The sequence below is a fragment of the Streptomyces sp. NPDC041200 genome (assembly GCF_055591805.1).
The window spans coordinates 870,133-892,687 of record NZ_JBVIZF010000002.1; the positions used below are offsets into that span (position 1 = coordinate 870,133).

21 protein-coding genes and 1 pseudogene are annotated in these 22,555 nt (G+C 71.5%); 11 read left to right on the forward strand and 11 right to left on the reverse strand.

Going from position 1 to position 22,555, the window contains the following annotated elements; translation table 11 throughout:
* Positions 1-122 precede the first annotated feature (122 nt).
* Positions 123-659 (reverse strand): annotated as a pseudogene (locus ACZ6CL_RS09130) (RNA polymerase sigma factor); the annotation flags it as partial.
* Between the two features lie 184 nt (positions 660-843).
* On the opposite strand from ACZ6CL_RS09130, the gene trpS reads away from it, so the two are divergent.
* The 3 genes from trpS (at position 844) to ACZ6CL_RS09145 (ending at position 3,847) form a co-directional block, all read left to right on the forward strand.
* Positions 844-1,857 carry a tryptophan--tRNA ligase gene (gene trpS / locus ACZ6CL_RS09135; RefSeq protein ID WP_468933063.1) on the forward strand — a complete coding sequence of 338 codons (1,014 nt, stop codon included), beginning with the start codon at positions 844-846 and terminating at the stop codon, positions 1,855-1,857.
* A 273-nt stretch (positions 1,858-2,130) separates the two neighbouring features.
* Entirely contained in the window at positions 2,131-2,742 is a 612-nt protein-coding gene (locus ACZ6CL_RS09140) for a 2'-5' RNA ligase family protein (protein WP_468933066.1), read from the forward strand.
* 154 nt (positions 2,743-2,896) lie between these two features.
* Positions 2,897-3,847 carry a YihY/virulence factor BrkB family protein gene (locus tag ACZ6CL_RS09145; protein ID WP_468933068.1) on the forward strand — a complete coding sequence of 317 codons (951 nt, stop codon included), beginning with the start codon at positions 2,897-2,899 and terminating at the stop codon, positions 3,845-3,847.
* A 63-nt stretch (positions 3,848-3,910) separates the two neighbouring features.
* Here ACZ6CL_RS09145 and ACZ6CL_RS09150 read toward each other — a convergent pair whose 3' ends face one another.
* The gene (locus tag ACZ6CL_RS09150; RefSeq protein WP_468933071.1) at positions 3,911-5,173 is read right to left on the reverse strand and encodes a D-alanyl-D-alanine carboxypeptidase family protein; all 1,263 of its coding nucleotides are present in this window, start codon (positions 5,171-5,173) and stop codon (positions 3,911-3,913) included.
* 106 nt (positions 5,174-5,279) lie between these two features.
* Between ACZ6CL_RS09150 and ACZ6CL_RS09155 the strand changes: the two genes are divergently transcribed.
* Together ACZ6CL_RS09155 and ACZ6CL_RS09160 are read left to right on the forward strand one after the other, a co-directional pair.
* Positions 5,280-5,531, forward strand: coding sequence for an SCO4848 family membrane protein (locus ACZ6CL_RS09155; RefSeq protein WP_468933350.1), 252 nt, complete (start codon positions 5,280-5,282; stop codon positions 5,529-5,531).
* Positions 5,532-5,589: 58 nt separating this feature from the next.
* Complete coding sequence (locus ACZ6CL_RS09160; RefSeq protein ID WP_468933074.1) at positions 5,590-6,900, forward strand: metallophosphoesterase; 1,311 nt, start codon at positions 5,590-5,592, stop codon at positions 6,898-6,900.
* Here the strand turns inward: ACZ6CL_RS09160 and ACZ6CL_RS09165 are convergent.
* The 7 genes from ACZ6CL_RS09165 to ACZ6CL_RS09195 form a co-directional block, all read right to left on the reverse strand.
* Complete coding sequence (locus ACZ6CL_RS09165; RefSeq protein WP_468933076.1) at positions 6,886-8,151, reverse strand: VanZ family protein; 1,266 nt, start codon at positions 8,149-8,151, stop codon at positions 6,886-6,888. The genes ACZ6CL_RS09160 and ACZ6CL_RS09165 overlap by 15 nt on opposite strands.
* Before the next feature lie 105 nt (positions 8,152-8,256).
* The gene (locus ACZ6CL_RS09170; protein WP_468933078.1) at positions 8,257-9,720 is read right to left on the reverse strand and encodes a protein kinase domain-containing protein; all 1,464 of its coding nucleotides are present in this window, start codon (positions 9,718-9,720) and stop codon (positions 8,257-8,259) included.
* A 179-nt stretch (positions 9,721-9,899) separates the two neighbouring features.
* Positions 9,900-10,673: a succinate dehydrogenase iron-sulfur subunit gene (locus ACZ6CL_RS09175; RefSeq protein WP_468933080.1), complete on the reverse strand. Its 774-nt coding sequence runs from the start codon at positions 10,671-10,673 to the stop codon at positions 9,900-9,902.
* Positions 10,673-12,427 (reverse strand): succinate dehydrogenase flavoprotein subunit, encoded by a 1,755-nt coding sequence (gene sdhA / locus ACZ6CL_RS09180; RefSeq protein WP_468933082.1) that lies wholly within the window; start codon positions 12,425-12,427, stop codon positions 10,673-10,675. Before sdhA ends, ACZ6CL_RS09175 begins: the two co-directional genes overlap by 1 nt.
* A 24-nt stretch (positions 12,428-12,451) precedes the next feature.
* Positions 12,452-12,922 (reverse strand): succinate dehydrogenase hydrophobic membrane anchor subunit, encoded by a 471-nt coding sequence (locus ACZ6CL_RS09185; protein WP_391182440.1) that lies wholly within the window; start codon positions 12,920-12,922, stop codon positions 12,452-12,454.
* A 5-nt stretch (positions 12,923-12,927) separates the two neighbouring features.
* Positions 12,928-13,308: a succinate dehydrogenase, cytochrome b556 subunit gene (gene sdhC, locus ACZ6CL_RS09190; RefSeq protein WP_450874210.1), complete on the reverse strand. Its 381-nt coding sequence runs from the start codon at positions 13,306-13,308 to the stop codon at positions 12,928-12,930.
* 157 nt (positions 13,309-13,465) lie between these two features.
* Positions 13,466-14,044: a 2-oxo-4-hydroxy-4-carboxy-5-ureidoimidazoline decarboxylase gene (locus ACZ6CL_RS09195; RefSeq protein WP_468933087.1), complete on the reverse strand. Its 579-nt coding sequence runs from the start codon at positions 14,042-14,044 to the stop codon at positions 13,466-13,468.
* A gap of 181 nt (positions 14,045-14,225) precedes the next feature.
* Between ACZ6CL_RS09195 and ACZ6CL_RS09200 the strand changes: the two genes are divergently transcribed.
* From ACZ6CL_RS09200 to ACZ6CL_RS09215, 4 genes are all read left to right on the forward strand, one after another.
* The gene (locus ACZ6CL_RS09200; RefSeq protein WP_468933090.1) at positions 14,226-15,881 is read left to right on the forward strand and encodes a beta-N-acetylhexosaminidase; all 1,656 of its coding nucleotides are present in this window, start codon (positions 14,226-14,228) and stop codon (positions 15,879-15,881) included.
* A 459-nt stretch (positions 15,882-16,340) separates the two neighbouring features.
* Positions 16,341-17,315 (forward strand): DUF4328 domain-containing protein, encoded by a 975-nt coding sequence (locus tag ACZ6CL_RS09205; RefSeq protein WP_468933092.1) that lies wholly within the window; start codon positions 16,341-16,343, stop codon positions 17,313-17,315.
* A 55-nt stretch (positions 17,316-17,370) separates the two neighbouring features.
* Positions 17,371-18,015, forward strand: coding sequence for an RNA polymerase sigma factor (locus ACZ6CL_RS09210; protein ID WP_468933352.1), 645 nt, complete (start codon positions 17,371-17,373; stop codon positions 18,013-18,015).
* Entirely contained in the window at positions 18,015-19,265 is a 1,251-nt protein-coding gene (locus ACZ6CL_RS09215; protein WP_468933094.1) for a hypothetical protein, read from the forward strand. Before ACZ6CL_RS09210 ends, ACZ6CL_RS09215 begins: the two co-directional genes overlap by 1 nt.
* A 167-nt stretch (positions 19,266-19,432) precedes the next feature.
* Here the strand turns inward: ACZ6CL_RS09215 and ACZ6CL_RS09220 are convergent, their stop codons facing one another.
* Positions 19,433-20,347, reverse strand: a complete 915-nt coding sequence (locus ACZ6CL_RS09220; protein WP_468933096.1) for a L,D-transpeptidase family protein — start codon at positions 20,345-20,347, stop codon at positions 19,433-19,435.
* Positions 20,348-20,479: 132 nt separating this feature from the next.
* Here ACZ6CL_RS09220 and ACZ6CL_RS09225 point away from each other — a divergent pair, with 132 nt between their 5' ends.
* Positions 20,480-22,054, forward strand: a complete 1,575-nt coding sequence (locus ACZ6CL_RS09225; RefSeq protein ID WP_468933098.1) for an acyl-CoA mutase large subunit family protein — start codon at positions 20,480-20,482, stop codon at positions 22,052-22,054.
* An 84-nt stretch (positions 22,055-22,138) separates the two neighbouring features.
* The gene (locus ACZ6CL_RS09230; RefSeq protein ID WP_055546847.1) at positions 22,139-22,351 is read left to right on the forward strand and encodes a hypothetical protein; all 213 of its coding nucleotides are present in this window, start codon (positions 22,139-22,141) and stop codon (positions 22,349-22,351) included.
* Positions 22,352-22,363: 12 nt separating this feature from the next.
* On the opposite strand, the gene ACZ6CL_RS09235 is transcribed toward ACZ6CL_RS09230, so the two are convergent.
* Positions 22,364-22,501: an SCO1431 family membrane protein gene (locus ACZ6CL_RS09235; protein ID WP_468933101.1), complete on the reverse strand. Its 138-nt coding sequence runs from the start codon at positions 22,499-22,501 to the stop codon at positions 22,364-22,366.
* Positions 22,502-22,555 lie beyond the last annotated feature (54 nt).

The window sequence follows — 22,555 nt, forward strand, 5'->3', positions numbered from 1 at the left end:
GCGGTGGCTCCTCCAGCGCGCGCCCGAGCGCCCGCAGCTCGCCGGGCAGCCCTTCCCCGTCCATCCCCTATGCCTCCCTGCCGTGTCTGCGGTGCCTGCCGTGTCTGCCGTGCCCGCTCCGGTCCCGCCTCCAGCAGCAGCTCCAGCCGCCGCAGCGCGCGGCTCAGCCGCGACTTCACCGTGCCGCGCGGCCAGCCCAGGGCCGCCGCCGTCTCCGCCTCGTCCAGATCCAGCAGATAGCGATAGGTGACCACCCAGCGCTGCGGCTCGCTCAGCTCCTCCAGCGCGGCCATCAGCCGCGCCCGCCGCTCGTCCGCGAGCGCCACGGCCGCCGGATCCGCGCTCTCCGGTATTGCCGGACCTTCCGGACCGCCTCCGGTCATCGCCGCTTCCCGGTCGACCGCCGTCTGCTGACGGCGCGCCGAGCGCACCGCGTTCCGCGTCTCATTGGCGACGATCCGCAGCAGCCACGGCCGGAAGGCCGCATCGCCCCGGAAGGTGCCGAGCGCGAGATACGCCTTCACGAAGGCGTCCTGCACCACATCCTCGGCGTCCGCGCCCGCGCCCATCAGCCCGGCGGTGCGCAGCGCTATCGGCGCGTGGGCGCGCACCAGCTCGGCATAGGCCTCGGTCTCCCCGGCCCGCACCCGAGCGATCACGGCCGCATCCGGGCCCGCTTCGACCCCTGCGACGTCCAGTGCTTCGTCTAGTGCTTCGTCCTGTGTTTCGGCTTGCTCTTCGTCCCGCGCGACGAGGTCCCCCTCCCGCGCCCCCTCACGAGTCCTCACACCTTTGATACACCGGCGGACCGAGTCTGGTTCCACACCTGAGAGAATGGGTGGCATGGCCCTTGATCGTCCCCGTGCGCTCTCCGGTATCCAGCCCACCGCAGGCTCCTTCCATCTCGGGAACTACCTCGGTGCGATCCGGCAGTACGTCGCGCTGCAGGAGACCCACGACGCGTTCTACACCGTGGTCGACCTGCACGCGATCACCGTTCCGCAGGATCCGGCGGAGCTGCGAGCCAACAGCAGGCTCGCCGCCGCCCAGCTGCTCGCCTCCGGACTCGACCCGGACCGCTGCACGCTCTTCATCCAGAGCCATGTGCCCGAGCACGCCCAGCTCGGCTGGGTGATGAACTGCCTCACCGGCTTCGGCGAGGCCTCCCGCATGACCCAGTTCAAGGACAAGTCGGCCAAGCAGGGTGCCGACCGCTCTACCGTCGGCCTCTTCACGTACCCGATCCTGCAGGTCGCGGACATCCTGCTCTACCAGGCCAACCACGTCCCCGTCGGCGAGGACCAGCGCCAGCACATCGAGCTGACCCGCGATCTCGCGGACCGTTTCAACGGCCGCTTCGGCGAGACCTTCACCGTTCCCGACGCGTACATCGTCAAGGAGACCGGGAAGATCTACGACCTCCAGGATCCGACGGTCAAGATGAGCAAGTCGGCCTCCACGCCCAAGGGCATCGTCAACCTCCTCGACGAGCCGAAGGTCTCCGCGAAGAAGATCAAGAGCGCGGTCACCGACCTGGAGACCGAGATCCGCTTCGACGAGGAGAAGAAGCCCGGCGTCAGCAATCTGCTGACCATCTACTCCACCCTCACCGGCAGCTCCATCGCGGAGTTGGAGGGGAAGTACGAGGGCAAGGGGTACGGCGCGCTCAAGACCGACCTGGCCGAGGTGCTGGTCGAGTGGGTGACGCCGTTCCGCGAGCGGACCCAGGAATACCTGGGGGACCCGGGGGCGTTGGACAAGGTCCTGGCCAAGGGGGCGGAGAAGGCGCGTGCCGTCGCCGCCGAGACGCTGGCCCTCGCCTACGACAAGGTGGGGTTCCTGCCCGCGACGCGCTGAGCGTCCACGGCGGGGCGTCCAGGAGGAGGAGGAGGCCGCGTCCGGGAGGCCGTCGAGGCGGGCTCCAGGAGACCGCCGGAGGCGGGCATCCAGGGGACCGTCGGAGGCGATCGCCGCCGGAGTGTACAGCGGCTCACCCCTGACCAGGGGGTTCTTCGGCCCGTGTGCCGAAGAATCGAGGAATCTAGCCGCGAAGGCGGCACAGCCGCCACACTGGCACCGGTGCAGCGGACTGAAGCCCAGCAGCCCGGGAGGGCCAGGAGGGAGAACGCAGTGGGGACCGTAACGCTCGGCGTTTCGATCGCGGTCCCGGAGCCGTACGGCAGCTTCCTCCAGGAGCGGCGCGCGGGCTTCGGGGACCCGGCCGCTCATGGCATCCCCACGCACGTCACCCTCCTGCCACCGACCGAGGTCGAGGCCTCGGCGCTGCCCGCCATCGAGGCCCATCTGGCCCAGGTCGCGGCCGAGGGGCGGCCATTCCCGATGAGGCTGGAGGGGACCGGCACCTTCCGGCCGCTCTCGCCCGTCGTCTTCGTCAAGATCGTCGAAGGCGCGGACGACTGCGCGATGCTGCAGGAGCGGATCCGGGCGTCGTCCGGGCCGTGCGCCCGTGAGCTGCAGTTCCCGTACCACCCCCACGTCACCGTCGCGCACGGCATCGACGAGGAGGCGATGGACCGGGCGTTCGCCGAGCTGAAGGACTTCGAGGCGGCCTGGACGATCAACGGCTTCGCGCTGTACGAGCAGGGGGAGGACGGGGTGTGGCGGCTCGACCGCGAGTACCCCTTCGGGCCCGGCGGTTCGGGCGAACAGCCGGATACGGCCTCCCCCGTGGTGCCCCGTCAGGCCGATCTCACCCGCCCGGCCGCGCCCTCGCCCTGGTAGGCCCGGTCCCTCGCCCTGGTAGGCCGGCCCCTCGCCCGGGAAGGCCGACCCTGGAAGGGCCCTGAGCCGGACGGCGTAGCGGAGTCGTGGAGTGGCGGAGAAATGGGAACCCGCCGCCGAGGAGTAAAACTCGGCGGAAGGGTAGTTGTTGATCATGGACTGGCTGACCCGCTTGCCGCTCATCGGTCCCGCCCTCGCCCGGCTGATGCGGACCCACGCCTGGCGTTCGTACGAGCGCCTGGAACGCGTCCACTGGGACCGCTTGGCGGCCGCGATCACTTTCATCAGCTTTCTGGCCTTCTTCCCCCTCATCACCGTGGGGGCGGCCATCGGCGCCGCGGCGCTCACCGAGCCGCAGATGCATCAGCTGCAGCGGAAGGTCGCCCAGCAGATCCCCGGCATCTCCGGGCAGCTCGATCTGAGCGGTCTCATCCAGAACGCCACGACCATCGGGATCGTCGCGGGCGCCCTGCTGCTGTTCACCGGCATCGGCTGGGTGGGCTCGCTGCGCGAATGCCTGCGGGCCGTCTGGGAGCTGGAGGAGGATCCCGGGAATCCTGTGGCGCGCAGGGCCAAGGACGGTCTGGTGCTCGTCGGCCTGGGCGGCGTCACGCTCGCCTCGTTCGCCGTCTCGACGCTCGCCGTCACCGTCGTCCACCAGGTGACGCAGCTCCTCCACATCCCCGAGAACGGGGTGGGCGGCTGGCTGCTGCGGATCGCCGCGTTCCTGATCGCCGTCGCGGCCGACTTCCTGCTGCTGTGTTACGCCCTGACCTGGCTGCCCCGGGTCGAGCCGCCGCGCCGGAGGGTCGTGGTCGCGGCGCTGATCGGCGCGATCGGCTTCGAACTGCTGAAGCTGCTGCTGAGCAGCTATCTGCGGGGGGTGGCGGCGAAGAGCATGTACGGAGCGTTCGGCGTGCCCATCGCGCTGCTGCTGTGGATCAACTTCACCGCGAAGCTCACCCTGTACTGCGCCGCCTGGACCGCCACCGGATCCGCCGCCGAGGAGCCGGGGGAAACGGCCCAGGAGGCGGAGGAGAAGACGGGCGACGGTGCCCTCGGGCCGAACGGCCGGGCCGACGGGCCCGGCCGCTCGGCGGCGTGAGGAACGGCGTAAGGAGCGGCGTACGTACGCGTACGACCTCGGCCTCAGCCCCGGCGCGCGGCCTCAGCCCCGGCGCGGCCAGCGCCGGTGCACCGCGTACGCCACCGCGCCCAGCACCGCCAGGGAACCGGCCGCGATCCCGGCCGCCGTCCACATGCCGCCCGAGTCACCGCCGCCGGAGACGGACGCCTGGGTGTGCTCGTCCCCGTTCTTCTTGCCGTCCGCCGAGGTGTGGCTCTGCTCCAGGCCCGCCGGGCCGGGTCGGACGAGGGTGCCGACCGGATTCACCGAGTCCGCCGCGTTGAACCCCCAGTCGAACAGCTTCGCCGTCTCCTTGTAGACCCCGTAGGGCTCCGACTTCTGCGGGTTCATGACCGTGACCAGCAGTACTCGCTTGCCGCGCTGGGCCACACCGGTGAAGGTGGAGCCCGCCTTGCTCGTATAGCCGTTCTTGACGCCCGCCAGGCCCTTGTAGGCCTTGACGTCGATGCCGGTCAGCAGACGGTCGGTGTTCTGGATCCCGAAGCTCATGCGGACCTTCTTGCCCTTTTTGTCCTTTTTGTATTCCCCCGGGAACTGCGCGGTCGCCGTCGCGCAGTACTCCCGGAAGTCCGCGTTCTGCAGCCCGGACCGGGCGAACAGCGTGAGGTCGTACGCGCTGCTGTACTGGCCGTCCTCGTCGTAGCCGTCCGGCGTGACGACATGGGTGTCCAGCGCGTTCAGCTTCTTGGCGTGCGCCTGCATGTCCCGCACGGTCGCCGGGACGCCGCCGTTCATCGCGGACAGGACGTGCACCGCGTCGTTGCCCGAGCGCAGGAAGACTCCCAGCCACAGGTCGTGCACCGTGTAGTCGAGGTTCTCCTTCACCCCGACCAGGCTGCTGCCCGCGCCCATCCCGGCCAGGTCGGCCGCCCGCACCGTGTGCTTCCGCGTCTTCGGGAACTTCGGCAGCACGGTGTCCGCGAACAGCATCTTCAGCGTGCTCGCGGGCGGCAGCCGCCAGTGGGCGTTGTGCGAGGCCAGCACGTCGCCCGACTCGGCGTCCGCCACCATCCAGGACTTACCGCTCAGCTCCTTCGGCAGCGCGGGCGCGCCCTTCTTCGGATCCACCTGGGTGCCGGGTCGGCCGAGCCGCGCCCCGCCCACCGTGGACATCCGGGCGGGGGGCTTCGCGGCCTCGGCACCCTTGGCGCCGCCGGGATCGTCGGCGGCGAGCGCGGGGGAGGCGAGCAGCGGGGACAGCAGGGCGGACAGCAGCAGGGCGGCGGTGGTGGCCAGCGGCGCGGCGGCGCTTCGCGACGGGAAGGTGTTCGAAGAGATCGGCACGTCTGCGAACGTACCCGTCGCCGTTCCGGACGGCGAAAGCACCGCCGTCTTACGGGTGGTGGCCCCCCGCGTGGAGGTACGCGACTGGGTGCCCATACTGGAGACCATGAAGCTCAGCCGCCCCGTGTCCTGGTTCCTGCTCGCCTTCGGGGTCTGGAGCTGGGTCATCTGGTTCACCTTTGTCAAAAACTTGTGGAAGGACGCCAGCGGGCTCGCTTTTGACGACGCAGGTGACCCCACCGCGTACTTTTGGGTGCATCTGCTGCTCGCGATCACGTCCTTTCTCTTGGGGACGGCCATCGGGGTGATCGGGTTGCGTGGGCTGCGTGCTTTGCGCCGGAATGACACCGAAGAGTAGCCAGCCGTCGCGCATGAGCCGCATATAGCCGTATACAGCCGCATAGGGAGGACCGGGGATGGTCGTGCTCTTCGTCTTGATCGCACTGGCCGTCGTCGGTCTGCTCGCCGGGGTGCACTGGTACGTGTGGCGGCGGCTGATCCGCGATACGACGGCGCCCGGCGGACGGGCCCGCCGTACGGGCACGGCGGCGGCCTTCGCGCTCCCGCTGATCAGCGTCGGGGCCCTGGTCGCGGGGCGCACGGGCGTGCCCTTCCCGGTCCAGCGGGTGCTGGCCTGGCCGGGCTACCTGTGGCTGGCGCTGCTGCTGTACCTGACCCTGGCCCTGCTGGTCGGTGAGGCGGTACGCCCCCTCCTGCGCGCCTGGCTGAAGCGCCGTGCCGACGCGGCGACCGCCGCCGCGACCGTCACCGAATCCGCCGCCGCCCCGGCTCCGGCCCCTGCCCCGGTGCCCGCCGCCGCGCCGGGAGGCGCGCCCGAGACGGTCACACCCCAGGCGCCCGAGCCGCCCCGGCCACCCGAAGCGGCCGCCACGGCCCCCGCCCCCTCCCGGCGGCTGTTCGTCGCCCGGACCGTGGCCGTGGGCGCCACGGCGGCGGCGGCCGGGACGGTCGGGTACGGGACGTACACCGTGCTGCGCGGCCCGCGCGTCAAGCGGGTCACCGTGCCGCTCGCGAAGCTGCCGCGCCGCGCGCACGGCTTCCGGATCGCCGTCGTCAGCGACATCCACCTCGGCCCGGTCCTCGGCCGCGCCCACACCCGGCGCGTCGTCGAGACGATCAACCGTACGAACCCCGACCTCATCGCCGTCGTCGGCGATCTCGTGGACGGCAGCGTCGCGGACCTCGGCCCGGCCGCCGAGCCGCTGCGCGGCCTGGACAGCCGCCTCGGGAGCTTCTTCGTCACCGGGAACCACGAGTACTTCTCCGGCGCCGAGCAGTGGGTCGACCACGTCCGCGAACTCGGCGTCCGCCCCCTGGAGAACGAGCGCGTCGAGCTGCCCTGGTTCGACCTCGCCGGGGTCAACGACGTGGCCGGGGAGGACGAGGGGCAGGGGCCCGACTTCGAGCGGGCGCTCGGCGACCGCGACCGGGCGCGGGCGTCCGTCCTGCTCGCCCACCAGCCGGTGGTGATCGACGACGCGGTGGAGCGCGGCGTCGACCTCCAGCTGTCCGGCCATACCCACGGCGGGCAGCTCTGGCCCGGCACGTACGTCGCTGAGCTGGCCAACCCCACCGTGGCGGGGTTGGAGCGGTACGGTGACACCCAGCTCTACGTCACCCGAGGGGCGGGCGCCTGGGGCCCGCCGGTGCGGGTCGGGGCGCCGCCGGACGTGACCGTCGTGGAACTGGCCTCACCGCGCGCCTGACGTGCTCTCGTAGGCCCCGGCCGGGACGCGTTCCGGGTCTTTCACCGGCTGCTCGTCGGCAGCCGCCCCCGCGCGGCTGTGCGGCAGCGCCTCGTTGCGGATGGCCGAGGCGTGATCGTGCGGGCCGAGCAGGTCCGGGTGGCGCAGCGTCTCCAGCGCACAGGTGACGGTAAGCGCGAACCCCGCTGCCACGGCGAGCAGTTCGACGGGGCCGAGCGTGGTGAAGACCGCCTCCGCGCCCTGGGCGCCCGGGTCATGGGCGAGGGCGAACAGGTTGTGCGGCCACGGCTCGTCCAGCACGATCAGTACGGCCAGGAACAGCACCGTCAGCAGCGGCAGCACGAACGCCCCGAGCAGCAGCGCCCGCAGGACGAGCCGCCAGGGCGTCAGCGGGCCGCCACCGGCCGCCACGAGCCGCAGCCGCAGCAGCCACTTGCCGGGGGTCGCGCCGGTCGCCAGCGGCACCAGGACGAACCAGGCCACGAAGCCCCCGACGAGCAGCAGCCAGGCCGGGAGCGCCACGTTCCGAGCGGTCAGCACGAAACCGGCGAATACCGTCGCGAGCACGTATCCGGCCAGGTCGACGGCCAGCGCCGTCAGCCGCCGCCCGAACGGCACCGGTCGCCGCCCCAGCGCCCGGCCGTCCAGCGCCTCCAGCGCGGGCATCCGCCGCGCCGCCGGTCCGGCGAGCAGCCAGCCGAGCAGCGCGCCCGAGGTGTTGATGATCAGGTCGTCCACGTCGAAGAGCCGGTACGGGCAGTTGTACAGGCCCCACACCCCGGTCACCTGCGTGATCTCGAAGAACAGCGCCGTCCCGGCCCCGATCATGGCGGTGGGCCGCAGCCCGAGCCGGAAGTGGTAGCGCAGGAAGAGGCCGAGCGGCAGGGCCAGCAGCAGGTTGAAGAGCGCCCCGGCGACGGCGGGGTTCTGGAACACCAGCGCGCCGGCGGTGATCTGACGCCCCGCCTCCTTCCAGATGTCCCCGAAGGTGTTGCCCGGTATCCACTGGGGATGGGCGACGGCGGCGAAGCGCGTGCACGTGCTCGACGCGTCCTTCGGCAGCGGCACGATCGTCATGCAGAAGGCGGTGATTCCGTAGAACAGGAAGCCGTACAGCGACAGCGCCCGGCCATGGGACAGCACACCGTGTCTCCGGTAGAGGACGACGGCCGTCGGCAGCAGCAGTAACAGCGCGAGCAGGGGGAAGAGGGCGGCGGCGGTCTGGATCGGGAGGAGATAGGCGGTGGCCATGGCCGGACTATACGTCATGTGTATACACAGGATGTATAGCGGGCCGGGGGTGGCCGCGCCGCCGCCCGGGAGGACCCCAGGACGGTGGCACCAGCCGTACGAGGCCTACGAGCCCTTCGTGGTCTTCGCCGGGGTCTTCTCGAAGGAGCTGAGGAAGATGCCGAGCGCCTGCTTGTTCTCCTTGGCGTTCCAGTCGTGCGCCGGAGTCGTCCACCGGATGGAGAAGCCCCGGCCGCCCCCGACCAGGAAGCCCCGGCCGAACGTGCGGAGCCGGTCCTGCCCGACCGCGGTGCTCCACTCCATGTCGGCGGCCTTCCAGTCGCGGTAGTCGACCGGGCGGATGTCGTCGATCCGCTGGAAGCCGGGGTAGATCTTCTCGATCGTCGGGATCAGGCGGCGCCAGCCCTCCACGGGGTCCTCTTCGGGGCCCTTCCCGAAGGTCACCACCAGATCGCGGTCGTCGCCTTCGGCGGCGAACTTGATGTGGAAGCGCGAGCCGCTCTTGACCTGCTTCCAGCCCTTGGGGAGGTCGATGGAGAACCCGCCCGTCTCGCTCGTATAGCGGTAGTAGCCGGGCGGCGGCGGGTCCTCGGGGCCGGGGTACGCGCCGCCACCGCCACCGGCGGGGGGCGCGGACGACGACGGCGGGGGCTGCTCGGGGGCGGACGAGCCCGGCGGGCCCGGGGTGTCCGGGGTGTCCGGCGCGGAGGGCGGAGGAGTGTCGCGCGGCAGGCTCGGGGCGGCTCCGCCCGCCGGTGGGGCAGAGGGGGAGGGGTCGGCGGCGCGGTCGTCGCCGCCGCCCAGACCGCTGGTGGAGGCCAGGGCCACCACCGAGACGGCCGTGCCGAGGACCAGGGTGGCCAGCGCCAGGGCTAACGGAGCGATCCGGCGGCCGTCGCGGCCGCCCTCGCGCCCGCCGCCGCGCCGCGCCGACGGGAACCACGCCTCGTACGTGGTGCGCAGCCACGGCAGGCGGGGAGCGGCGCGGATCGCGACGGGCTCGCCCTCGTTGAGGATGCGCTCCAGGGCCTGGCGTACCACCGGCGCGGTCAGCCGCTCCCGGGGATCGTCGCGCAGCAGCCCGTGGATGACCTGGACGAGCGGTCCCGCGTGCGGCGGGGGCGGTACGGGTTCCTCCCGTATGACCCGCAGCGTCTCCTCCGGTGAGTCCCGGCTGCGGTGCGGTGGGCGCCCCTCGACCATGGCGAACAGGACCGCGCCCAGCGCCCACATGTCGGACGCGGCGCAGGCGCCGGTCCCGCGCGCCTGCTCCGGGGAGGCGTACGCGGCGTCGGTGACCTGCCGGGACGGTTCGGTGCCGACCTGGCCGAAACCGGAGAGGACGACCTCACCGTCCGAGCGCAGCAGGACCCGCGCGGGACTGATGTCCCCGTGGACGATGCCCGCGCGATGGGCGGAGTCGAGGACGGCGAGGAGTTGCAGGCCGATGCGGGTGGCACGGACCGGTTCCAGCCCGCCGCGCCAGGAGAGTTCCTCGCTTAATGGGCGGCTGTCGCTCATGGGCCGGCCGATTCGTTCCGCTGTGCCGCGCTCCTGCGTGCCGGTCACGCTTTCACCCCTTGATGAACGTGCCCCATCCACCCTCTTCCCCAGGAGGTACGTCGAGGTCGCGGCGGGCGTTCAACGGCTGTGAAAACGCTATGGGCGGCTACAACGCCATGGGTCACCACAACGCGACGGGCCCGCCCCCGGGCGAGGGGGCGGGCCCGTACAGGCGTGCGAGAGGCTCAGAAGCGCCGCGTGATCAGCGCGCGCTTCACCTCCTGGATGGCCTTGGTGACCTCGATGCCACGGGGGCACGCGTCGGTGCAGTTGAAGGTGGTGCGGCAGCGCCAGACGCCGTCCTTGTCGTTCAGGATCTCCAGCCGCTGCTCACCGCCCTCGTCGCGCGAGTCGAAGATGAAGCGGTGCGCGTTGACGATCGCCGCCGGGCCGAAGTACTGGCCGTCGTTCCAGAACACCGGGCACGAGGAGGTGCACGCGGCGCACAGGATGCACTTGGTGGTGTCGTCGAAGCGCTCGCGGTCCTCGGCGGTCTGCAGGCGCTCCCGCGTCGGCTCGTTGCCCGTCGTGATCAGGAAGGGCATCACATCGCGGTAGGCCTGGAAGAACGGCTCCATGTCCACGACCAGGTCCTTGAGGACCGTGAGGCCCTTGATGGCCTCGACCGTGATGGGCTTCTCCGGGTTGATGTCCTTGATCAGCGTCTTGCACGCCAGCCGGTTGCGGCCGTTGATCCGCATGGCGTCGGAGCCGCAGATGCCGTGGGCGCAGGAACGGCGGAAGGTCAGGGTGCCGTCGTGATCCCACTTGATCTTGTGGAGGCCGTCGAGGACGCGCTCCTTGGGGTCGATGTCGAGCTGGAAGTCCTCCCAGTACGACTCGGCCGCCAGCTCCGGGTTGAAGCGCCGGATCCGGAAGGTGACCGTGATCGTGTGCGCGGCGGTGGCGTCGGCCGGCTCCGGAGCCTGGTCCTTCTTCTCAAGCGTGGGGGTGCTCATCAGTACTTACGCTCCATCGGCTGGTAGCGGGTCTGCACGACCGGCTTGTAGTCGAGGCGGATGGACTCGGAGCCGTCCGCGCCCACCTCTCGGTACGCCATGGTGTGCCGCATGAAGTTGACGTCGTCGCGGTTCGGGTAGTCCTCGCGGTAGTGACCGCCGCGCGACTCCTTGCGGGCCAGCGCGGAGATGGCCATGACCTCGGCCAGGTCGAGCAGGTTGCCCAGCTCGAGGGCCTCCAGCAGGTCGGTGTTGAACCGCTTGCCCTTGTCCTGGACGGAGCAGTTCTTGAAGCGGGCGCGCAGGCTGCCGATCTCCTCGACGGCCTCCTTGAGCGTCTGCTCGGTGCGGAAGACCATGACGTTCTTGTCCATGGTCTCCTGCAGCGCCCGCCGCACCTCGGTGACCCGCTCGGTGCCGGTGGCGTCGCGCAGGTCCTCGACCTGGTTGCGGACGAACCCGGCCGGGTCCTCGGGGAGTTCGACGAAGTCGGCCGTGGCGGCGTACTCGGCGGCGGCGATGCCCGCGCGGCGGCCGAACACGTTGATGTCCAGCAGCGAGTTGGTGCCCAGCCGGTTGGCGCCGTGCACGGACACGCACGCGACCTCGCCCGCGGCGTACAGGCCCGGCACGACGGTGTCGTTGTCGGACAGCACCTCGCCCTCGACGTTGGTCGGGATGCCGCCCATCGTGTAGTGCGCGGTCGGCTGGATCGGGATCGGGTCGGTGTACGGCTCGATGCCCAGGTAGGTGCGCGCGAACTCGGTGATGTCCGGCAGCTTGGCGTCCAGCTGCTCCGGCGGCAGGTGGGTCAGGTCGAGGAAGACGTGGTCGCCTTCGGGACCGCAGCCACGGCCTTCGCGGATCTCCGTGTAGATGGACCTCGACACCACGTCGCGCGATGCCAGGTCCTTCATGACCGGCGCGTACTTCTCCATGAAGCGCTCGCCGTCCTTGTTGCGGAGGATGCCGCCCTCACCACGGGCGCCCTCCGTCAGCAGGATGCCCATGCGCCAGATGCCGGTCGGGTGGAACTGGAAGAACTCCATGTCCTCCAGCGGCAGCCCGCGCCGGTAGGCGACCGCCTGGCCGTCACCGGTGAGGGTGTGGGCGTTGGAGGTCACCTTGAAGAACTTGCCGCAGCCGCCGGACGCGAAGACGACGGACTTCGCCTGGAAGACGTGCAGCTCGCCGGTGGCCAGCTCGTACGCCACGACGCCCGCGGTGCGCTTGACCCCGTCGACCTCGGTCATCAGGAGGTCCAGGACGTAGAACTCGTTGTAGAACTCCACGCCCTCCTTGACGCAGTTCTGGTACAGCGTCTGGAGGATCATGTGACCGGTGCGGTCCGAGGCGTAGCAGGACCGGCGGACCGGGGCCTCGCCGTGGTTACGGCTGTGGCCGCCGAAGCGGCGCTGGTCGATCGTGCCGTCCGGGGTCCGGTTGAACGGCAGGCCCATCTTCTCCAGGTCGAGGACGGAGTCGATGGCCTCCTTCGCCAGGATCTCGGCGGCGTCCTGGTCGACCAGGTAGTCGCCGCCCTTGATCGTGTCGAAGGTGTGCCACTCCCAGTTGTCCTCCTCGACGTTCGCGAGGGCGGCGGCCATGCCGCCCTGGGCGGCGCCGGTGTGGGAGCGGGTGGGATACAGCTTGGTGAGCACGGCCGTACGGCTGCGCTTCGTCGACTCGATGGCCGCGCGCATGCCGGCGCCGCCGGCGCCCACGATGACGGTGTCGTACTTGTGGATCTTCATGAGTGGATACCTCAGCCCCGGGGCCTAGCGGATGTTCGGGTCGAAGGTGAAGATCACCAGGGTGCCGAGCACGATGGTGAATCCGGCCGCCGTGTAGAGCAGCCCCTTCAGCCACAGGCGGGTGTTGTCCCGCTCCGCGTAGTCGTTGATGATCGTGCGCAGGCCGTTCGCGCCGTGCAGCGTGGCGAGCCACAGCATGATCAGATCCCATGCCTGCCAGAACGGCGAGGCCCAGCGGCCCGCCACGAAGGCAAAGCCGATCTTGGTGACACCGCCGTCCAGCACCAGCTGGATCAGCAGATGGCCCAGGACGAGGACGACCAGCACGATGCCGGACAGGCGCATGAAGAGCCAGCCGTACATCTCGAAGTTGGTCCGGGTCGTCTTGGGCGTCTTACGGGTACGCGCCCGGGGCGGCTCGATGACCGGCGCCGGGTGGTCCACGTCGTACGCGCTGACCGCGTCGGTCGCGGGGTTGGTGGTCTCGGCGGACATGTGCGTCAGCTCCCGAACAGTTCGCGCAGCGTGTGCTGGAGGATCGGGTAGAAGGCACCGGCCATGAGTACGGCCCAGATACCGACTACGGACCACAGCATCTGGCGCTGGTACTTCGGGCCCTTCGACCAGAAGTCCACGGCGATGACGCGCAGGCCGTTGAGGGCGTGGAACAGGATGGCGGCCACCAGGCCGTACTCCATCACGTTCACGATGGGCGTCTTATACGTCGCGACCACGTCGTCGTACGCCTCGGGCGACACCCGGACGAGCGAGGTGTCCAGGACATGTACGAACAGGAAGAAGAAGATGAGGACGCCGGTGACTCGATGAGCCACCCAGGACCACATACCTTCCCGGCCGCGGTACAGCGTTCCAGCCGGCACGGAAAACCCTCCGGAAGCGGGGACTGGGGCCTGCCGGCTTGACTGTCGGTCGGGCCCGGCCGGGTACGGTCCACCGGCCCTGGCCATCGTAGCGACGTGTTGTCGGAGGGTTCGCGCGGGGGGCTCAGGTGTGATCAAAGAGGCACGGGTGGGCGCTTCATGCCAGGTCGAACCGGGCGATATCGGGCATAGCCCCATTGGGGGTAACCAACCGGGTGAGCCGTCCGCGGGCGATGCGGCGCAGCTCCTCGGCGGCGTGGGTCCGCTCCTCCTCGGGCTCGTTCCCCATCCGGTCCCGGATTCCGGTCAGCAGCCGGTCCAGCCTCTCCTCGGGGGCCAGGCCGTCCAGGCAGATCACGAAGGCATGGCCGAAGTCCCGCTCGTACGCAGCGTGCGCGGCGCGTAACGCGGTGTGCGCGGCCAGCCAGCCGACCCCCGGGGTGGCCCCGGGGCCGGCCTCGGCGGGCAGCGGATGGCCGGTCATGGACTCGTCGGCCAGCGCCTCGGCGAGGTCGGCCGGGGTGAGGTCATAGCTCGCCTCGTCCCCGGCGGCCAGCAGCGCGCCGAGGTCGGGATAGGGGCGGTGGTCCGCGATCAGCCGGGCCCAGCGGCGGCTGCCGCAGCAGGAGAGCAGCGCCGTCTCGGCGGCGTCGGCGGTCAGCTGGTTGAGCCGGTCGAGGCCGCCTGGGGTGCTGGAGCTGGACAGCGTGGACTCCTTGGGCGCGCGGGGACACACGGTGGCGCGTGGGGGAGGTGTGCTGGGAAGCGTGAGCAGTACACGGTAACGACGTGGGGAGGCCGGTGTGGCGGAGAGAGCGTAAATTCACTCGTAGGGGGACGTTTTGTGGCGTGAAGTAGACATCGCGGCCCAGCGCAGATCGCGGCCCAGCACAGTCCGATAGCAGGAGGTGCGCGCCATGGGGTTGCCCGTCAGAGCCGCCAAGGCGGCCATCCTCCGCGGCGGCGTCGCTGGTGCCGCCGCGACCGTCGTCCTGATCGGCCTCGGCTGCCAGCAGACGCAGTCGACGAACAACGGCTCGGGCTCCCCACGGGCGCCCTCCCTCCCCACGCGGCACACCGCGGGCTCATCGGCCGCCCACGCCAGTACGGCGCCCACCTCCGCCTCGGCCACTTGGCCGCGCTCCACCGCACCCCGCACGATCCCCTCCGTACGCGACTTCACGCCGAAGTCCGGACCCGGCTGGAAGCCCGGCAAGAACAGCCGGGTGGTCGCCGACCTCAAGGGCCCGCTCGCCGACGAGGCCCGCATGATCGCCGACGAGCTGGGGCTGCGTACCGCCTCCGGCACCCCGCACCGCGGTGATCTGTCCCTCGCCGTCGCGCCCGGTCAGGGTGGCGGCGCCGAGGGGTACACACTCACCGTCCGCAAGGGCGGCGCCCGCGTCACCGGCCCGGCCACCGCGGGCGTCTTCTACGGCACCCGGACCGTGAAACAGGCCCTGCGCTCCGGCGGCAAGCTCCCCGAGGGCGTCATCAACGACCGCCCCGGCCGCTCCCAGCGCGGGCTGAACCTGGACATCGCGCGCAAGTTCTACACCGCCGGATGGATCGAGGCGCGGCTGCGCGAGATGGCCGACCTCAAGCTCAACCAGCTGGGGCTGCACTTCTCGGACGACCAGGGATTTCGTATCCAAAGCGATACGAACCCCGAGATCGTCTCGCCGCAGCACCTGACCAAGGCCCAGGTCCGGCGGATCGTCGCGCTGGCCGGGCAGCTCCACATCACGGTCGTGCCCGAGATCGACTCGCCCGGCCACCTCGGCGCGGTGATCCGCCAGAACCCGGACCTCCAGCTGCGCAACGCGGGCGGCACCTCGTTCCAGGGCGACGTGGACATCTCCAAGCCGGGCTCCGCACGGATCGTCGACCAGCTGATGCGCGAGTACGCCCCGCTCTTCCCGGGCCGCTACTGGCACCTGGGCGCCGACGAGTACCTGGCGCTCACCGTGAAGGACCCCGAGGCCTCGTTCCCGCAGCTCGTCGCCGCCGCCAAGCGCAAGTACGGCTCGCAGGCCACCGTCCAGGACCTGGCCACCGGCTGGCTGAACGACCGGGCGGCGGTCGCCCGCTCGCTCGGCAAGGAGCCCAAGGCGTGGAACGACGGCTTCTTCAGCGGCGGCGTGATCACCCCCGACAAGAACATCGAGGTCGAGTACTGGACGGGCCGCACCCGGTGGCCCGCCCGGCCGCCGGTGGAGTATCTGCGCGAGGGCCGGAACGTGGTGAACCTCAACTCCGAGTACCTCTACTACGTGCTCGGCGAGCCCAACGGCTTCGACTACCCCACCGGCAAGCGCATCTACGACGAATGGACCCCCGGCACCCTGCGCGGGACCCAGCCCGTCTCCGACAAACGGCTGACCGGTCCGAGCCGCGTCCTCGGGGCCCGCTTCGCGGTCTGGTCCGACCAGCCCGACGCCCAGACCGAGCAGCAGGTGGCCAGGGGCATCCGGCTGCCGCTCGCCGCGCTCTCCCAGCGTCTGTGGGACCCCGGGACACCCCCGCTGAGCTGGGCCGCCTTCACTCGTCTCGCCGACCGGCTGGGAGTCTGAGCAGCACGGCGGGGACAAGCGGGGCAGAAGAGGCTGAGGGGGAGAGAAGGAGGGACGGCCGGGGCCGCCACCCCCCACAGGAGAGGCCCCGACCGCCGTCCAGCGCGGGCCCGCGAAGGCCCTTGCTCCTTATAGCGTCGCACGCTTCGAATGCGTCACACCCGCTGTGGACACGAAACCTGACCGTTACGGGCACGCCGGTCGCGTCCATGCCCTGGGCCGACTCTGGACGGGACCGGTCGGATGCCCGTAACGTGCAGGTCCGCGCTGTGGGCGCGGTCAGATTTATTTTCTCGCGTGGTTCCGATCGGGCCACGTCCCCAGGGGGATCAAGAAATGTATCCGTGCGGGAACTGCCGCGCTGTCGCCGTCGGCCCCGACGGTCGCTGCGCGGCGTGCGGCACCTATCAGCAGCAGCAGCCGGTGGCCGGGCCCGGGGGCTACCCCGCTGCTTCGCCGATGGGTATGCCACCCGGCGGCGTCGACCTGCGCCGTGGACTGGCCACGACGCTCACCGTGCTGTTCGGCGTGACCATCGCCGTGCTGATCCTGGCGTTCATCGCCCGCGTCCAGCAGTACAACCTCTACGGGGACATCGTGGACGGCGGGTCGGTGTCGGCCTCGGACGCCGACGACGCCGACTCCTTCTACGCCTTCGCGCTGGTCCTCTCCTCGCTGGCCATGCTCGCGGTCGCCATCGTGTGGCCCATCTGGTTCCGGCGGCTGCGGGTGAACGCCGAGACGTTCGCGCCCGGCCAGCACCGCTTCGGCACCGGCTGGGCGGCGGGCGCCTGGTTCACCCCCGTGGTCAGCCTCTGGTTCCCCAAGCAGATCGCCAACGACATCTGGCGCGCCAGCTCCCCGCAGGGCCCGCACCAGGCCAACCGCAATCTGCTCAACGGCTGGTGGGTGTGCTGGGTGATCAGCGGCCCGCTCTTCAGCTTGTCCCTCGGGCAGTGGAGCAACGCCCGGCAGCGGGCCCTCGACAGCGGCATCTTCGGGGCGCGGGGAGCCATCGAGGACATGCAGACGGCGATTGGCACGAACTGCTTCGCGTACCTGCTCACCATCGCTGCCGCGATCCTCGGCCTGCTGCTCGTCCGGCAGATCACCGCGATGCAGGAGCAGCGCGCCGCGCTGCCGCCGCAGGGCCCGCAGGGCCAGATGCCGCCGCAGGCCCCGATGGCAGCGGGCGCCCCGTACGGCGGCGCCTCCGCCCAGCCGTACGGCGGCGCCCCCGCCAACCCGTACGGTGGCGCTCCCGCCAACCCGTACGGTGGCGGCGCGTCCGGCGGCAATCCGTACGGTGGTGGCGCCTCCGGCGGCAACCCGTACAGTGGCGCCCCGCAGATGCCCCCGGTCGTCCCGCAGGCCCCGCCCGCGCCGCCGTCCGGCCCGCCCGCCGGGCCGCAGCCGCCGTACGGGCAGGGCTAGCGCGCCGCCCGGCATCGCTGGACCGAGAATTCTCCGAGTGGGGCAGGAAGAGAGCGTGCAGGGGGACGACGCGGAACTGACCGCCGCGGTGAACGCGGCACAGGCCGGGGACGAGACCGCCTTCCGGGTCGTGTACCGGTGCGTCCACCCCCGCCTGCTCGGTTACGTGCGCACCCTGGTCGGCGACGCGGACGCGGAGGACATCACCTCCGAGTCCTGGCTGCAGATAGCCCGCGATCTCGGACGGTTCCACGGCGACGCCGACCGGTTCCGCGGCTGGGCCGCCCGCATCGCCCGTAACCGCGCCCTCGACCACATACGGATGCGCGGCCGCCGCCCGGTCATCGGCGCCGACGAGACCGAGCTGGAGACCCGGGCGTCCGAGGCCGACACCGCCGGTGAGGCGATGGAGGCCCTCGGTACCGGCCGCGCGCTCAGCCTGATCGCCCAGCTCCCGCAGGACCAGGCGGAGGCCGTGGTGCTGCGGGTGGTCCTCGGTCTGGACGCCAAGAGCGCGGCCGCGGTGCTCGGCAAGCGCCCGGGCGCGGTACGGACCGCGGCGCACCGTGGCCTGCGGCGGCTGGCCGATCTTCTCGGCGACACTCCCGTGCTCGACGGGATACCCGGGCAGCGGGAGACGGGGGTGGCCAGGTCCGCGGGTGTGACGGAATCGGGCGCGCCAACGCAGAAAGACATGTGATGGCCGACGACCACCGCTACAGCTGGCTGGATGACAAGGCCGCGGAGCGGCTGCTTCGAGGTGAACCGGTCGAGGGGCAGCACGGCACCCCCGACGGCCGGAGCGATCGGCCGCACGCCGAAGCGGAACGGCTGGCCGCCGTGCTCAGCGCCGTGGCCGAGGAGGCCCGCCGCCCGGACGGTGCCGCCGAGGACACGAGCCCGCTCCCCGGCGAGGAGGCGGCGGTGGCCGCGTTCCGCGCCGCGCACCCCAAGCCGACCCTGCCGACCGTGGTTCCCCTTTCGATAGACGCCCAGGTCGGCGACAAGTCAACGCGCATAGCGCGATCGGCCGACACGGCCGCTGACGCGCCCTCCGGTGCCGCCCTCGCCGAGCGGCGGGACGGGCGGCGCGGGCTGCGGCGTCCGCTGCGCGCGGGCATGGTGGCCGCGGTCGCGGGCTGCGCGGTGAGCGGCTTCGCGGTCGCGGCGGCGGCCGGTGTCCTGCCGTTCGGGCAGAGCGGCGGCACCCCGGGCCCCGGGTCGAGCGTGTCGGACACCGGTCCCGGGGGCGGGGACTCGGTGCGGCCGGAGATCTCCGGGGAGGGCGGCGCGTCGACGGCGCCCGGCGAGAGCGGCGGAACCTCGGAGGGCCCCCAGGGCCGGGGCGTGCCGGGCGGTGGCGAGGGCCACGGCAAGGACGAGCACGGCAAGCACGACGGGCGTGACAATCCCGGTCAGCGCGGCAAGGGGGAGAAGGGCTCCCCCGGGGCCTGGAAATCCGGCACCGGCGACGGCGCGAACAACGGCAACGGACAGCGCGCCCTGGGCGCCTGCCGCCGCTACCTCGCGGCGGAGGCCGGTACCGGACCGGACGTCGGCCGCAAGGCGCTGCAGAAGCTGAAGCGAGCGGCGGGCGGCCGGTCCGCCATCCACGACTACTGCGTACAGCTCGTCAACGACGACGCCGGTTCGCGCGGCGGTACGGACGGGACGGGCACGCCCTCCGGCACCGGCAGCACCAACGGCAACGACGACTCCGGGAGCGGCGACGGGTCCTCCAATCCCGCGCCTCCGCCGCCGTCCGGAGACGGCGGCGGTACGCAGAGCCCGGAGCCCACCCCGACCGACCCCCCGTCGAGCGCCCTGTCCGGCACGCCGTCCGGCGGCTCGTCGAGCACCTCGTCCGACAGCGAGTCCACGGCGCCTTCCGGCAGCCCGTCGAGCACCCCGTCCGACACCGCGACGGCCGCGAAAGCGAGCACGCCATGAGGCTCGTGAATCTAGGTGTGACGTTTTTTTCAGGGGCGACGCAGTAAGAAACGGGCCGACTGGTCATCGGCCGCGCGAGAGCCGAGGTTCCCCCCGTACCGACGGCTCCGCGCATCGGCGCGGGCAGAGCACGTTCCCCCGGCTCTGCCCGCGCCACTTTCCTGGGCCTACTTGTAGACCACGACCTTGTCGCCCGCCTTCACCTGGTTGAAGACCGCCGCGATCTTCTTCTTGTCCCGCACGTTCACACATCCGTGCGATGCCCCGCTGTAGCCCCGGGCGGCGAAGTCGGCCGAGTAGTGCACCGCCTGGCCGCCGCTGAAGAACATCGCGTACGGCATCGGAGTGTCGTAGATCGTCGAGACGTGGTCCCGGCTCTTGAAATTGACCTGGAACAGCCCCTCCCGGGTCGGCGTGTACTGCGAGCCGAAGCGCACGTCCATGGCCGACACGACCCGGCCGTTGATCATCCACGCCAGCGTCCGGCTGTTCTTGCTGATGCACAGCACCCGCCCGGTCAGGCACCGCGAATCCGGCTTGGCCAGCGGGTTGGTGGTCGGCGGGTACAGCTGGTCGCGGGTGGGCGGGGTGGTGCGGGACCGCAGGGAGGTCCAGGTGCGGCTGTCCACCGAGCCGGTGGCCGCGAGGCCCCGCGCGCGCTGGTACGAGGCGACCGACGCGCGCGTGACCGTGCCGAAGTAGCCGGTCGGGTTGCGGTCGAAGTGCCCGAGCTGGCGCAGCCGGGCCTGGAGTTCGCGCACCCGTTCGCCGCTGGTGCCGAAGGCGATGACGGGCGGCGCCACGCGCGGGGCGGTGCGCGGCTTCGCCGCCACCCGGGTGCGGGGCGGGGCCGCCGGGCGGGGTGTGGTCCGCGGGGTGTGGGTGTACGTGCGGTGCGGGCGCGGGGCGGCGGCCGCCGGGGTACGGGGCGCCGTGCTCGCCGTACTGGTGCCCGCCCGCGGCTCCGCCGCTCTGGTATGTCGCTGTCCGTCCAGGGTCACCGTCTCGCCCCGGCAGCCCGCCACGAGGGCCGCGGCCGCGGCCGTGGCGAGTGCGGTGCGGACGACCGATCTTCCGTGCATGCATCCCCCTATCGCCGGTTCGTCGCCCGGAATGTTGCCCGGGGCTGCCGTGCCGTGAACATCGGCGCATGCTGTGAAGAAGGCCCTGAATGGGTACAAGGGCAGGTATAAGCCACCGGAAGGCAGGGACTCATGGCGCGTGAGTCGGAGTCGGGCTTCCCGATCGAGCCGGTGTACGGGCCCGGTGGTGATGACGCCCGCGTCGGCGAGCCCGGGGCGTACCCGTTCACCCGAGGCGTCTATCCGTCGATGTACACCGGCCGTCCGTGGACGATGCGTCAGTACGCGGGGTTCGGCACCGCCGCCGAGTCCAACGCCCGCTACCGGCAGCTGATCGAGCACGGCACCACCGGTCTGTCGGTCGCGTTCGACCTGCCCACCCAGATGGGCTACGACTCCGACGCGGCGCTCGCGCACGGCGAGGTCGGCAAGGTCGGCGTCGCGATCGACTCCGTCGAGGACATGCGCGTCCTCTTCGACGGCATTCCGCTCGACCAGGTCTCGACGTCGATGACGATCAACGCGCCCGCCGCGCTGCTGCTGCTCCTCTATCAACTCGTCGCCGAAGAGCAGGGGGTGCCGGGGGACCGGCTGACCGGCACCATCCAGAACGACATCCTCAAGGAGTACATCGCGCGCGGCACGTACGTCTTCCCGCCCGAGCCCTCGCTGCGGCTCATCGCGGACATCTTCCAGTACTGCCGGGCCGAGCTGCCCAAGTGGAACACGATCTCGATTTCCGGCTATCACATGGCCGAGGCCGGTGCCTCGCCCGCGCAGGAGGTCGCGTTCACGCTCGCGGACGGCATCGCGTACGTCCGTACGGCCCTCGCCGCGGGCATGGGCGTGGACGACTTCGCGCCGCGCCTCTCCTTCTTCTTCGTCTCCCGTACGACCCTGCTCGAAGAGGTCGCCAAGTTCCGTGCCGCGCGCCGGATCTGGGCGCGGGTGATGCGCGACGAGTTCGGCGCGCGCGACCCGAAGTCGCAGATGCTGCGCTTCCACACGCAGACCGCGGGCGTCCAGCTCACCGCCCAGCAGCCCGAGGTGAACCTCGTCCGGGTCGCCGTCCAGGGCCTCGCGGCGGTCCTCGGCGGCACCCAGTCGCTGCACACCAACGCCTTCGACGAGGCCATCGCCCTGCCCACCGCCACCTCGGCCCGGCTCGCGCTGCGCACCCAGCAGGTGCTGGCGTACGAGACGGACGTGACGGCGACCGTCGACCCGTTCGCGGGCTCGTACGCGGTGGAGGCGCTGACCGACGCCGTCGAGGAGGCGGCGGTGGACCTGATGCGCCGGATCGAGGATCTGGGCGGCGCCGTGGCCGCCATCGAACAGGGCTTCCAGAAGGACGAGATCGAGCGCACCGCGTATCGCGTCGCCCGGGAGCAGGAGGCGGGGGAGCGGGTGGTGGTCGGCGTGAACCGGTTCCGGACCGAGGCGGAGGAGCCGTACGAACCGCTGCGCGTGGACCCGGCCATCGAGGAGCGCCAGCGCGACCGGCTCGCCCTGCTCCGCGCCGGGCGGGACCGGGCGGCGGTCGGGGCGGCGCTGGCGGCGCTGAAGAAGGCGGCCGAGAGCGAGCCGGGGACGGCCAATGTGCTCTACCCGATGAAGGACGCGCTCGCCGCGCGGGCCACGCTCGGGGAAGTGTGCGACGCGTTGCGGGACGTGTGGGGTACGTATGTCCCGGCTGACGCGTTCTGAGCGCCGCTGCGGTTCCTCCCCGGGGACGCCCGGGGCATCCGGGGAGGCCCGGGGCATCCGGGGCGGGTGAGCGACACTGGGATCATGTCTGCTCCCCGCCGCACCTGTCCGGTCTGCACCCGTGAGATCGCGGTGGTCGGCGGGCGCTTCGCCCGCCACGACCCGCCGGGCCGCCGCTCCGACTACGAGCTGGTCTCCTGCCCGGGGTCGCGGCGGATCGCGCCGCTGCTGACCACCCCGCCGAAGCTGTTCGGCGGGGACGAGCCGCCGACCCCGGGCCAGCAGCCGCTGTTCTGAGGTGTAGCGGCGCTAGAACAGGCCGAGCTGGGCGGCGAACATCGCCATGGCGATGGCGAGGACCCAGCCGATGGCGTGCTCCATCAGCTTGTCGTGGTCGGAGCCGGAGGGGCCGCCGGTGCCGGTCCGGTGGACCGCGATGTCGGTCATGCGGGTCGTCCTTGCTGCTGGAGGGTGCTGAGTCTGCTTGGAGATGCTGGGGAG

What these genes read in the sequence shown, in the direction of transcription:
- trpS (WP_468933063.1), top strand. Translation starts at nt 844, where the DNA reads ATGGCCCTTGATCGTCCCCGTGCGCTCTCCGGTATCCAGCCCACCGCA.
- ACZ6CL_RS09145 (WP_468933068.1), top strand. Translation starts at nt 2,897, where the DNA reads ATGGACTGGCTGACCCGCTTGCCGCTCATCGGTCCCGCCCTCGCCCGG.
- ACZ6CL_RS09155 (WP_468933350.1), top strand. Translation starts at nt 5,280, where the DNA reads ATGAAGCTCAGCCGCCCCGTGTCCTGGTTCCTGCTCGCCTTCGGGGTC.
- ACZ6CL_RS09160 (WP_468933074.1), top strand. Translation starts at nt 5,590, where the DNA reads ATGGTCGTGCTCTTCGTCTTGATCGCACTGGCCGTCGTCGGTCTGCTC.
- ACZ6CL_RS09165 (WP_468933076.1), bottom strand. Translation starts at nt 8,151, where the DNA reads ATGGCCACCGCCTATCTCCTCCCGATCCAGACCGCCGCCGCCCTCTTC.
- ACZ6CL_RS09175 (WP_468933080.1), bottom strand. Translation starts at nt 10,673, where the DNA reads ATGAGCACCCCCACGCTTGAGAAGAAGGACCAGGCTCCGGAGCCGGCC.
- sdhA (WP_468933082.1), bottom strand. Translation starts at nt 12,427, where the DNA reads ATGAAGATCCACAAGTACGACACCGTCATCGTGGGCGCCGGCGGCGCC.
- ACZ6CL_RS09185 (WP_391182440.1), bottom strand. Translation starts at nt 12,922, where the DNA reads ATGTCCGCCGAGACCACCAACCCCGCGACCGACGCGGTCAGCGCGTAC.
- ACZ6CL_RS09200 (WP_468933090.1), top strand. Translation starts at nt 14,226, where the DNA reads ATGGGGTTGCCCGTCAGAGCCGCCAAGGCGGCCATCCTCCGCGGCGGC.
- ACZ6CL_RS09205 (WP_468933092.1), top strand. Translation starts at nt 16,341, where the DNA reads ATGGGTATGCCACCCGGCGGCGTCGACCTGCGCCGTGGACTGGCCACG.
- ACZ6CL_RS09215 (WP_468933094.1), top strand. Translation starts at nt 18,015, where the DNA reads ATGGCCGACGACCACCGCTACAGCTGGCTGGATGACAAGGCCGCGGAG.
- ACZ6CL_RS09220 (WP_468933096.1), bottom strand. Translation starts at nt 20,347, where the DNA reads ATGCACGGAAGATCGGTCGTCCGCACCGCACTCGCCACGGCCGCGGCC.
- ACZ6CL_RS09225 (WP_468933098.1), top strand. Translation starts at nt 20,480, where the DNA reads ATGGCGCGTGAGTCGGAGTCGGGCTTCCCGATCGAGCCGGTGTACGGG.
- ACZ6CL_RS09230 (WP_055546847.1), top strand. Translation starts at nt 22,139, where the DNA reads ATGTCTGCTCCCCGCCGCACCTGTCCGGTCTGCACCCGTGAGATCGCG.
- ACZ6CL_RS09235 (WP_468933101.1), bottom strand. Translation starts at nt 22,501, where the DNA reads ATGACCGACATCGCGGTCCACCGGACCGGCACCGGCGGCCCCTCCGGC.